The organism is Argonema antarcticum A004/B2, assembly GCF_023333585.1.
GTDB lineage: Bacteria > Cyanobacteriota > Cyanobacteriia > Cyanobacteriales > Aerosakkonemataceae > Argonema > Argonema antarcticum.
This window is the reverse complement of sequence record NZ_JAIQZN010000151.1, coordinates 1-11,728: the sequence shown is the minus strand read 5'-3', so window position 1 is coordinate 11,728 and position 11,728 is coordinate 1. Positions and strand designations below refer to the sequence as shown.

Annotated in this window: 10 protein-coding genes; 7 read left to right on the top strand and 3 right to left on the bottom strand. The window is 44.1% G+C overall.

Annotated elements, in window-relative coordinates; translation table 11 throughout:
* Positions 1-215 precede the first annotated feature (215 nt).
* The 4 genes from LAY57_RS33365 (at position 216) to LAY57_RS33350 (ending at position 3,770) form a co-directional block, all read left to right on the top strand.
* Positions 216-1,040, top strand: a complete 825-nt coding sequence (locus LAY57_RS33365; RefSeq protein ID WP_249071491.1) for a sulfite exporter TauE/SafE family protein — start codon at positions 216-218, stop codon at positions 1,038-1,040.
* 61 nt (positions 1,041-1,101) lie between these two features.
* Positions 1,102-2,001 (top strand): ion channel, encoded by a 900-nt coding sequence (locus tag LAY57_RS33360; RefSeq protein ID WP_249071490.1) that lies wholly within the window; start codon positions 1,102-1,104, stop codon positions 1,999-2,001.
* A gap of 67 nt (positions 2,002-2,068) precedes the next feature.
* Positions 2,069-2,674, top strand: a complete 606-nt coding sequence (locus tag LAY57_RS33355) for a hypothetical protein (RefSeq protein ID WP_249071489.1) — start codon at positions 2,069-2,071, stop codon at positions 2,672-2,674.
* Positions 2,675-3,122: 448 nt separating this feature from the next.
* A complete protein-coding gene (locus tag LAY57_RS33350) occupies positions 3,123-3,770 on the top strand; it encodes a Uma2 family endonuclease (RefSeq protein WP_249071488.1) in 648 nt (215 codons plus the stop codon).
* Between the two features lie 49 nt (positions 3,771-3,819).
* On the opposite strand, the gene LAY57_RS33345 is transcribed toward LAY57_RS33350, so the two are convergent.
* The 3 genes from LAY57_RS33345 to LAY57_RS33335 form a co-directional block, all read right to left on the bottom strand.
* On the bottom strand, positions 3,820-4,107 hold the full coding sequence (locus tag LAY57_RS33345; protein WP_249071487.1) for a hypothetical protein: 288 nt from the start codon (positions 4,105-4,107) through the stop codon (positions 3,820-3,822).
* Between the two features lie 169 nt (positions 4,108-4,276).
* Positions 4,277-6,823 (bottom strand): glycogen/starch/alpha-glucan phosphorylase, encoded by a 2,547-nt coding sequence (locus LAY57_RS33340; RefSeq protein ID WP_249071486.1) that lies wholly within the window; start codon positions 6,821-6,823, stop codon positions 4,277-4,279.
* Between the two features lie 301 nt (positions 6,824-7,124).
* Positions 7,125-8,297, bottom strand: coding sequence for a helix-turn-helix transcriptional regulator (locus tag LAY57_RS33335; protein WP_249071485.1), 1,173 nt, complete (start codon positions 8,295-8,297; stop codon positions 7,125-7,127).
* A 187-nt stretch (positions 8,298-8,484) separates the two neighbouring features.
* Between LAY57_RS33335 and LAY57_RS33330 the strand changes: the two genes are divergently transcribed.
* The 3 genes from LAY57_RS33330 to LAY57_RS33320 all read left to right on the top strand — a co-directional run bounded on the left by LAY57_RS33330 (position 8,485) and on the right by LAY57_RS33320 (position 11,567).
* The gene (locus LAY57_RS33330) at positions 8,485-10,056 is read left to right on the top strand and encodes a hypothetical protein (RefSeq protein ID WP_249071484.1); all 1,572 of its coding nucleotides are present in this window, start codon (positions 8,485-8,487) and stop codon (positions 10,054-10,056) included.
* 52 nt (positions 10,057-10,108) lie between these two features.
* Positions 10,109-10,441: a CRISPR-associated protein Csx18 gene (csx18, locus tag LAY57_RS33325; RefSeq protein ID WP_249071483.1), complete on the top strand. Its 333-nt coding sequence runs from the start codon at positions 10,109-10,111 to the stop codon at positions 10,439-10,441.
* Between the two features lie 214 nt (positions 10,442-10,655).
* On the top strand, positions 10,656-11,567 hold the full coding sequence (locus LAY57_RS33320) for a CRISPR-associated endonuclease Cas1, Slr7092 subtype (RefSeq protein ID WP_420839185.1): 912 nt from the start codon (positions 10,656-10,658) through the stop codon (positions 11,565-11,567).
* Positions 11,568-11,728 lie beyond the last annotated feature (161 nt).

Genomic DNA, 11,728 nt, shown 5'->3' with positions numbered 1-11,728 from the left:
TCTCCTTACCTCCTTACTGCATTATACACATTTCAGTAAAATATCCACAAAGATAAAGATTTGGAGATTTCCGTACCTACAATCTCCCTGCCTTTCATCCCGCCGCTAAACTGAGTACAGTTATAGCGGGGGACAACAGGAGCGAGTAGTTAAATTTTAGATTTTAGATTTCAAATTTGCCATCTAAAATCTAAAATCTAAAATCTAAAATCCACATGACACCAACAAGTTTACTGATTTTTGCTGTTGCTGGGCTGTTTACGGGAATTCTGGCGGGATTTTTGGGCATAGGCGGCGGCACGGTGCTTGTACCGTTCTTGGTGGCATTGAACTACACCCCAGTGCAAGCGGTTGGCACCAGTAGCCTGTCGATTTTGATCACGGCCATTTCTGGGAGCATACAAAACTGGCGGATGGGCTTCTTCAGCTTCCAAAAGGTGCTGGCGATCGGATTTCCCGCTGTGGTGACAGCACAAATTGGTACTTACATAGCCAGCAACATTCGCCCTTATTTCCTGCTGGTGGCGTTCGGACTGCTGCTACTTTTGAACATTTACTTAGTCAATCTACGCCAGCGCCTGACTGCTACGCAGAGGGGCAGAGGGGCAGAGGGGCAGAGGGGAAAAACGAGTAATTCTCCATCAAAAATCCAAAATTCTGTTGCTAGAATTGCCACTGGGAGCGCAGCAGGCATACTGGCAGGTTTGTTTGGAGTTGGTGGAGGTGTGATTATGGTGCCACTGCAAATTTTGCTTTTGGGAGAAACTATCAAAACTGCGATTCAGACGAGTTTGGGTGTCATCATCATTACAGCCATATCAGCTTGTGCGGGACACGCTTTGCGAGGCAATGTCTTGCTTTATGAGGGGCTTATCCTGGGATTTGGTGGCTTTTTAGGAGCCCAAATTAGTACGCGCTTTCTACCTAAATTGTCAGATGAAATAGTCAGTTTAGCCTTTCGCACTCTGTTGGGGGTTTTATCGATTTATGTTTTCTGGCAAGCATGGCAAAGTTATAGCAAAATAGTTTTGAATTCTTAGCTTAGTTTAAGTTAAGAAATGCTCAATTCAAAACTCAGCACTCAAAAATTATAACTACTATATGAAACGTCGCCCTAAATTTCTGCGTATTTTCGATCGCGATCGGCCCTTGACACGATCGCGCGATCGCAGCTTGAATGTTATCCGTAAAGGCTCATCGCACTCACGCTGGCGCGACCCCTACCATTTGCTGCTCATCGTTTCTTGGCCTAAATTTCTAGCCATAATTTCTCTGTATTATGTTGTCGCCAACGCGCTGTTTGCCCTAGCTTATTTAGCGGGAGGAGATTGCATTGAGAATGCCCATCCGGGCTCATTTGCTGATGCTTTCTTCTTCAGCGTTCAGACAATGGCTTCGATCGGCTACGGGGCTATGTATCCGCGCACATACTACGCGAATCTAGTGGTTGCGATCGAAGCACTAGCGGGTTTAATGGCGCTATCAATGGCTACGGGACTGATGTTCGCCCGGTTTTCCCGCCCTACCGCGAGAGTGCTATTCAGCCGCGTAGCTGCGATCGCTCCCCATCATGGTGTGCCGACACTGATGTTTCGGGCTGCTAACGAACGCCACAACCAGATTTTGTCAGCCGAGATGCGGGTGAGTTTGCTGCGCGATGAAGTTACCGCAGAAGGACAAGCTATGCGCCGCTTTTACGACATGAAACTGCTTCGCAGCAATACGCCGATATTCATGCTGACTTGGACAGTTATGCACCCCATTGACGAGATGAGTCCTCTATATGGGTTGACAGCAGAATCCCTCGCAGAGGCGAATTTCGATCTCATAGTAACGCTAACCGGACTTGATGAAACGGTTTCGCAGACTATTCATGCTCGCCACTATTTTGGAGCCCAGGATATTCGATGGAATATGCGTTTTGTCGATATCTTGTCTAGGATGCCGGACGGGCTACTTGCGATCGACTACACTAACTTTCACGATGTAACACCTCTTTGATACTGTTAATAATGTCCGGTAAGTTAAATATCCTTTTTTGACCCTATTCCCCATCTCCTCCTTTCCTATGCCCTACAGCCAATTTACCACCATTGGTAAAGCAAAAGCCGCCTTCGGGCTCACAGTTCTGGAGGGATCGCGCTTCCTGCCGTCCCAGGGCCCGATCGCACCTTCAGATGTTTTAGCAGGTACTCTCAAAGAAAGCCTGCCAATTGTTGCGATATCTGGCAGTGAAAAAGCCCGTTCCGAAGGAATTATCTACCCCGTACTGTTAGAAGTAAGGCGAATTCTCGATCATCAAATCAGCCTCTTCTCCGGCGAAGATTTTACAATTGAAGAAGCCGTTGGACTCAACGGCATTTGCGACTTTCTCCTGACTCGCTCGACCGAAGTATTAGAAATCGAAGCACCAACAGTAGTCATTATAGAGGCAAAAAAAACAGACCTGAAAACGGTAATCGGTCAGTGCATTGCTGAGATGGTCGCCGCTCAACGCTTTAATGAGACAAAGGAAAAATCTATTCCAACCATTTATGGCAGTGTAAGTAATGGCATTCAATGGCAATTCCTCAAACTTGAAGAGCAAACTGTCACCATTGACCTATCAGTTTATCCGCTACCGCCCGTAGATCAAATCCTCAGCTTCTTTGTCTGGATGATGCAGTCAGGGTAAATAACCCTAGTGCGGGATAATAATAAATAGAATATCATATTAAAAGTAGATTATAATTAGATTAGGACTTACTCAAAATAACGAAAAATCAACGATTGTAGACGCGGGTTTGTAGGGGCGGGTTTAGCAGATAACCTCTGTTTCAAATAAATAGTCTATCAACAAAACCCGCCCTACACCTCTGATGGGTTTGTAGGGGCGGGTTTAGCAGATAACCTCTGTTTCAAATAAATAGTCTATCAACAAAACCCGCCCTACACCTCTGATGGGTTTGTAGGGGCGGGTTTAGCAGATAACCTCTGTTTCAAATAAATAGTCTATCAACAAAACCCGCCCCTACACCTCTGATGGGTGCGTAAGTCTTGTAGATAATCAAAAGTCTATTTTCCCCATAGGATTTGCCCAAATTCTCAAATTAGATTTGTACCACAAGACGAGGTAGCAGTAGATGGTTACACTGCAACTAACACAAATAGACGTTCCGCCAGGACAGCGTGTGTTGTTGCACGAAGTTAACTGGCAAGAATTTGAAGCCATTTTAGAAGAATTAGGAGAACACCGCGCCACCAGATTAGCTTATAGCCAGGGAACATTGGAGATTAGGATGCCATTGCCAGAACATGAAGTAGACAAAGAACTAATTGGCGATATGGTCAAGATATTGCTAGAAGAATTAGAAATGGACTGCGAGTGTTTTGGTTCCACCACTTTCAAAGCAAAAACCAAAAAAGGCAGCGTTGAACCAGATCAATGTTTTTATATTCAAAATCATCTAATGATGCGAGGAAAACGGCGCATCGATTTAAACGTAGACCCACCACCCGACTTAGGGATTGAAATTGATGTCACCTCGAAAACCCAACTAGAAGCTTACGTTGCTTTGCAAGTTCCCGAACTGTGGCGATATGAAAATAACCAATTACAAATTAATGTTCTCCAAGGGGGAAAATATGTTGAATCTCAAACTAGCCCAAATTTTTCAGCGTTACCCATTAAGAAACTAATCACCGAATTTGTACCTCAAAGTGCCACTCTTGGTAGAAGTCCAACATTGAGAGCTTTTCGCAACCGAGTTAGGCAATTAATTGGTGATTGATAGAAAGTCCTAATGGCCATTAGGTAGGTTTAATTTCACTAGATTTTGATTATTTTTGGGCTGTCTTCCACATTTCATAGAAAACACTCCACTCAAAGAAGTCTATTTCGTCTCCTAATTCCCCCGTCCGAAAGCGTTGGTAAAATTCATCAGATGACATTTGGTATTGTGATTCAAAATTTTTTAATCGATTTTCTAAGTCCAAAAGTTCTGGTTGAATCGATTGAGAAACTGTTGATGAGGCTGAGGCTTTGATTTTCGTATCTAAAAAGTGTCTCTCTTCTTCAGATAGAGATAAAATCATTTCAGCTAGAGATTCAATAAGTTTTGTATTCATTATTTTCTTGCTCCTTTACGATCTACATTATCATTTTAGTTATAAATTTGGCATACTTTAGTTGAGTCAGCTTTGCTCTGTCAATATGATTTATAGCGGTTTTCAGTGGGATGAAGTACACTCCAGAAACCCGGTTTCTTGAAGAAACCGGGTTTCTTTATCGCACCTACTACAAACTTATCTTCAATTGATTGACATCTGCCTGTCCATATTCTCCTAATTTAATTTTGACAGGTTCAATCTTCCAAATGTCTTGACAATAATCTCCAATCGAACGATCGGAAGAGAATTTACCCATCCGCGCCACATTTAGAATTGTCATCCGAGTCCAGTTTTCCACATCTAGATAAGCTTCACTGACGAGTTCTTGGCATTCTATATAAGCGCGATAGTCTGCCAAGAGCATATATTCGTCGTGATACAACAGGGTATCCAACAAAGGTTTAAACAAATTTTGATCGCCGTGGGAGAAGAAACCAGACGAAATGCGATCGATCGCCAATTTCAATTCCGGGTCTGTATTGTAATAATACATCGGATCGTATCCGTAAGCTTTTTTGGCATTCACTTCTTCTTCCGTTAATCCGAATAAAAAGAAGTTTTCTGCTCCCACCTCTTCACGGATTTCAACATTAGCACCATCCAACGTGCCGATAGTTAGGGCTCCATTCAAGGCAAATTTCATGTTACCCGTTCCAGACGCTTCCTTTCCTGCTGTCGAAATTTGTTCGGATAAATCCGCCGCCGGATAAACTCGTTGAGCAAACTTAACGCTGTAATCTTCTAGGAAGACAACTTTCAAGCGTCCTCTGACATCTGGATCGCGGTTGACTACCTCACCGATCGAATTGATTAGCTTGATAATCAGCTTGGCAATATAATATCCGGGGGCTGCTTTGCCACCAAATAGGAAAGTGCGCGGCGTAATATCAAGTTCTGGATTCGCCTTGATTCGGTTGTACAAGGTAATAATGTGCAGGGCATTTAAGTGCTGCCGCTTGTATTCATGGAATCGTTTAGCGTGAATATCAAACAGTGAATTTGCATCTACTTCTATGCCGCTTTTCGCTTTGATATAATCAGCCAAATCTTGCTTAATAGATTGCTTGATCTGCCGGAATTTAGAGCGAAATTCTGGATCTTCCGCAAAAGGTTCTAACTTGCGAAGTTCATCCAAACTTTTGAGCCAACCATCTCCAATCTTGCTGTCAATAAGTTGGCACATTTTGGGATTGCTTAATGCAATAAATCGGCGCGGGGTGATCCCATTCGTCTTGTTGTTGAACTTCTCTGGATACATCTCATAGAAGTCGTGCAAGACATCTTTTTTCAGGAGTTCAGTGTGTAGTGCTGCGACTCCATTAATCGCAAAGCTACCCACACAAGCCAAATTTGCCATGCGGATGTAGCGTTCGCCGCTTTCGTCAATTAGGGACATTCGCCCGACTCGATCGAAATTATCGGGATACTTGATGCGAACATCGTCGAGGAAACGACTGTTAATTTCGTAAATGAGTTCGAGGTGTCGGGGCAATAATTCACCAAACAAGCTGAGAGGCCATCTTTCTAAGGCTTCTGGTAATAAGGTATGGTTGGTGTAAGCGAAAGTATGGGTAGTGATGTCCCAAGCTTGTTCCCATTCCATTCCGTGTTCATCGATTAGCAACCGCATGAGTTCTGCAACGGCGATGGAAGGATGGGTATCATTCAGTTGAATGACAAATTTTTCTGGAAATTTTTCCAGTGCAATCTTTTGCCCTTCCATAATCCGAATCATGTCTTGCAGAGAACAAGAGACGAAAAAGATTTGCTGCGCCAGCCGCAATTTTTTACCTTGGGAAAGATTGTCGTTGGGGTAGAGGACTTTGGAGAGATTTTCCGAGGTCATCTTTGCTTGAACGGCTTTGACATAATCGCCAGAGTTGAAGGCGTCAAAATCAAAGGATTCGGGTGCTTCGGCTGCCCACAATCTTAACGTATTGGCAGTATTGACTTTGTATCCTAAAATTGGTGTGTCGTAGGGTATGCCTTTAACGACTTGGAAGGGAATCCAGCGGACTCGGTAGCGCTTGAGTTCGTCAAGATATACTTCTGTATGACCGCCGAGTTTCACTTCCACTGCCCATTCTGGACGGGCTACATCCCAGGGATTACCGAAGCGCAGCCATTTGTCGGTGATTTCGACTTGCCAGCCATCTTGGATTTTTTGCTCAAAGATACCAAATTCGTAGCGGATGCCATAACCTAGAGAGGGAATCTCTAAGGTTGCCATTGAGTCGAGGTAGCAGGCAGCTAACCGCCCCAAACCACCGTTGCCGAGTCCGGGTTCTTCTTCTTGTTCGAGTAATTGATCGAGGTCGAGTCCCAATTCTTGAATGGCTTGTTTAACTTGGTCGTAGATACCCAGGTTGATCAGGTTGTTGCCCAGGTGGGGCCCCATGAGGAATTCGGCTGAAAGATAACACACTGTCCGCGAACTGTTTATTGTGTATGTTTCGGCAGTGTCGATCCAGCGTTTGAATAAGCGATCGCGTACCGTGTATGCTAATGCCATGTAGCAATCGTTTTTCGTGGCAATGCCGGGAAACTTACCTTGCAGATAGAAAAGGTTATCTAAGAAGCCCCGCTTGAGCGTTTCGATACTCAACCCGGTGCGATCGTCTTCTACCTGTATAATTGGCTTACATTCAAAGGCTGGATTTGGTACAGTTTGCATAGCTGTAGATATCCTGTAGGATTTTAGATTTTGGCTGCGAGCATAGAAATTCGGGAATTGAAAATCAATCTCAAATCCTATTCTCCCTCGATTTCCGTCTTTTTTTCGGTAACGGTTTATACCTCAGCCAAACGGAAGTTTGACCCGTCGCGGGTCAAAAACTGTTGGCGATAGAGGGCACAAGGAAGACTCTTCTTCTCAACCAACTACTTTTGACCGCACCCGTGCAATGAACCATAAACGAAAAATGTGAAAAATGTCAATCGCAGCAGGTGCAAAGTATAGAAAAGACTTGCTTCAACTAACTGTATCGATCGACCAAAGCTAGAGCTGCTTGGCGATGTTTCTCTACCAACTCAGGCGGCGATATTACTTGGGCATTGTCCTTATGTCGATCGACCCAAAGGCTAAATTCTTTGAGAGAACGAGGAGGCAATTCGATTGTATAATTGACATGGGTTAGATCTTCTATAGGGCTATGTTTTGGGAATGGATCGACTTTTTGGCGGGGATGACGACGCTCGCCTTCTAAGATAAAAGGTATTACTGCTGGAAAAAAACGCACCTTAATTTTTTCTAATGTCAATTTACCCTCTAATTCGGCCTTCTGCTCATCGAATTCGCCCAAGTAGAGACCCCAGCCATTTTCCAATAGTTTATGAGCTTTGATTAAACTTTGCTGCTGTGCTGCTAAACTGCGTCCAGAAGCATTGATAATTTCACAATAATTTTTAAACCGATTTACTCGCCCGATCGCTAAATGATTGTTTGAGCAGTATTCATAAATAATATACCAGGCAATGTCATAATAAATTAACTGTAACGGCCAAACTTGTATAAGGCCAATCTTACCGCGCTGGTAGGGGTCGCTATGCCGAGAAATTTCGATCGCCTGACCTTGGCTGATTGCTTGTTCGACGGCATCTAGCTGGTGAAACAGGTTATTCCTGTTTTTACCTTTGGCCATCATTTCTTCGGGATCGGTGTAGTTGATGGCGCGATTTAAATGCTGTCTGACTGGATAAAAAAATTGTCCTTTTAGTTCTAAGTCTAATCCCCGCAGTCGTTTGCTAAGTATTTCATAAATGCGCCTTGTTTGGGGATTACCTTGATATTTGGCGGCTGAAGCTATGGCTTCAAATGCTACTCGCAATTCGTCTCGACTCATGACGCCGGTGCCGAGATAATAACCTTGGCGATACATTCGCTGTTCCAGTATGCCATAGCGTCGCAGGGTTTCTAGGTCTTTGCGGATGGTGGGGATGGAATAGTTGGGAAGTTGGATATTGAGGTCGCGGGCAACTTGCTGTAAGCTATTCTGCACTTGCTCTAGGGCGTCGTGATGCCCATCTGCTGGCGATTCGTCTTCTTTGCAGCCGACGCCGGGGTGTTGGATGAGGGTGGCGATGAGCAGCATTAGCCGATCGAATGAAAGCAAGTCAGAGTAGGGGTGCGGGGTGGGTTTTTTGGCCATGCGCTGATGTCAAGTAAAAGCCGATATCGATCGCCTGTTCTCAAAGTTATGGAATTCAGCCCAGCACGGGCATTGTGGGCTATTTGATTCAATTTGATTGATATTGTCAGTTTATAGTATTTCTGGGATAAGTGCTGTTAACTTCGATGAAGGATAAGTTCGATCGCCTATTGGATGACAAAATTATATGCAGACTAGCACGCAACTGGAACTAAATCGCGTCGATACTTTAATTATTTCGGTTGGTACTCGTCAGGTGGGGTGGCGATCGCATGATGGGGTGGTGCGTTGCTTTGGTGCGGATGGCGATCGCGGTCATCCCCCACATATCGATCGATTATACCGGGAATTGGGGGTGGAGCGGGGTTGCTATGAGGATAATCAGCACTACCCCTGGAGTGTACGGGATTTGGGCCAGCGCTATTATGAGCATTGTCGGGAATGGTTGGATGGGGATTTTAGCGCCGTTGTTTTGTTGTTGGATGAAAAGATTATTTCGGATTGCGTTGCCAAGGGTTTAAAGCATATCATTTTATGGGCAACTAATCAACCGGAAAGTGTTGCTTGGAATTATCGCCGCGCTGATACTTTGTGGTTGGCGGAGTTGATGAAAGGGAAGATTGAGGCGACTTGGAAAGAGGTAAAGGTTGATGTTTTGCATCCGATGGTAAATGCGAATCATCGGGAAACAATTCGAGAGGAATTGGAAGGTTTTATTTTACCTATTGCTTTGGAACCGATGAAATCGATGTCGGCAGATGAGGCGGCACAATTCGTCCTAGTTATTGAGAATAAAGGTGCGGTTCCGGCGATGGCGGAAGGGTTGGAAATTTGCGCGGCGGCGTTGGTGCGTCAATGTCAGGTAATTAATGCTACTCCGATCGAACCTTCACCGCTTTTTCCGGTTGATGCTGATGGGAATTATGGTGTTTGTAAGGCAGAAAAGTATGATTTGATATCGGTGAGCGAGTATTTTTGGCCTTTGGAACGTTTGCGGGTGATTTCCGCTTGGGAACGGGGCGATTTCTTGGAGGCTAAAATTTGGCTGCAATCCCATCAAAATCGGCACAAGCTATTATATCAGTTGGCGGGATATTTGGCAATGTCTACTAATTGGGAGATTGTTAAATTTCTCAAAGACCCGAATTTTGAGAGGGGTTGGTTATGTTCTAAAGCTGTGGCAAGTTTGGCAAGTAGTGAAGAAATCAATGGTTGGCGCAAGCAATTGTTAGAGTTGCGGGAGGATAAGTTAGGGCAAGTTTGGGAAAGTAGTTTTTTGATTGAGTTGCAGTTACGGCGGGGAAATTATACCGCCGCTTTCAATCAGTTTTCTCAGACTTTGGAACGTTTGCTTTACGTTCGCAGTCTCCAGGAAGATTGGAGAGGAAAGGGATTGATTAAAATTCCGGAATATTGGAATTTTATTAAACCTTACCAGCCTGGTTTTAAGGAATTAAATGATGCTTGGATAACTAGAGAGAAGATTGCTCAAACTGATAATTTTGTAGCACTGTTAACGGATATTCGCCTTCAGCGTAATGATATAGTTCACCAAGCGGAACCTGTTACTTTGATGGACTTACGAAATATTTGGTGGAAGAACGGTTGGACAGTAAAAGTTGGTGGTGATTATGAAGAGATATATAAGTTGATGATGGATATTTTGCGAGAAGTTTGTCAGCGAAATTGGCAGATACCCGCAAAGGAATTTTTGCGATCTCTTTCTGATTGGGGACTAAAGGTTTTGATTAGTCATTAGTTATGCTGTCGGGATACGGCATAATTAAAATTTGGTATTACCGACATTATTTATGATGCGGTGTCCTACCGATTACCTATTACTTATCACCTATTTCCAAGGAGGATTTATGTATCTCTCTTCTCGTTCTGCTTTGGTGCGTAACATGGCTGTATCTGTGGTTAATGGCAGCATTACTTTAATCATTTTGCTGATTGCACCTTTGGGGTTAGTTGCTGTGATTATCAATACACTTTTGGTGACATTATTTAGCTTTGTGACGGCGACTGCTGCTGATAGAATTGTGGGTTACTTAACGCCGCAAACTCAGGAGGCGGAGTTGTTAAATCGGGCGAATAAAGCTGAGATTCGGCAACGAGATGCGGATAGTTTAGATCGAAAATAATGCTGACTCTTTACGTATCGCAGCAAGGTTGCTATGTCTCCCTAGCACAAGAAATGTTGGTAGTTATAGCTAGGGACTAGGGGCTAGGGGCTAGGGACTAGGGAAGAGGGAAGAGGGAAGAGGGAAAAGGTTACTCCGTAAGGGATTATGGACTAAAGGTAACAGTTGGAGTTGGCTTAATCGCCCTGGCGGTTGCTATAAACAAAAAGACAATATTCTCGGACAAGTACAGTTACCTTTGCTGGAACAAGTGCTGATTTTCGGGAAATCTCAGGTGACTACTCAGGCGATTCGTGCTTGTTTGTGGCGCAATATTCCGATTGCTTATTTGTCGCGGATGGGCTACTGTTATGGGAGAATTTTACCTATCGAACGGGGATATCGGCAGTTGTCTCGCTATCAACAACAATTGGATTTTCCGCAACGGTTGGTGGTGGCGAGAGAGATTGTGAAGGCTAAGTTGAAAAATAGTCGAGTTATCTTGCAACGACAACAACGACGCCGGGGTACGGAAACGATTGCTTTTGCAATTCAAAGTTTATCATATTTGATTGGGAAAGCTGGGTCAGCGGAAACTCTGGAACGGTTGATGGGATACGAAGGTGCGGGTGCGGCTAGTTATTTTTCGGCTTTTGCAGAATGTTTGGAAAAGGCAGAGTTTGTATTTTTGGCGCGTTCCCGTCGTCCGCCGGGAAATCCGGTGAATGCGATGTTGAGTTTTGGTTATCAGGTGTTGTGGAATCACTTGTTGGCGTTGATTGAATTGCAGGGACTTGACGCCTATCAAGCTTGTTTGCATCAGGGTACGGAACGCCATGCGGCGCTTGCTTCTGATTTGATTGAGGAGTTTCGCGCACCTTTGGTGGATTCTTTGGTAATGTATTTGGTGAATCGGCAAATGATTGATGGAAATGAGGATTTTTTCTATCGCGATGGGGGGTGTTTTTTGAATGATGGTGGTAGGCGTAAGTATTTGAAGGCTTTTTTGCAGCGAATGGAGGAGGAGATAGAGACTGATGAAGGTGGGAAGCAACCTAAGTGGGATTTGTTGACTCAACAGGTGAAGGCTTATAAGCAGTTTGTTTACAATCCGGTTGTGGGTTATAAGCCTTATCAAATTCGATGAGTGAAAGTCAAAAGTCTTTTTTTTTGACTTTTGACTTTTGAATGAGTGATTTTTGACTTTCTTCTATGCTTCTTTACGTTGTAGTTTACCGAAAAACGAGCTAAAGCCCCCGGCTTTAGACGTGGGGATGTAAGCGATTCGCGGTTTTAACCGCAGTCAAA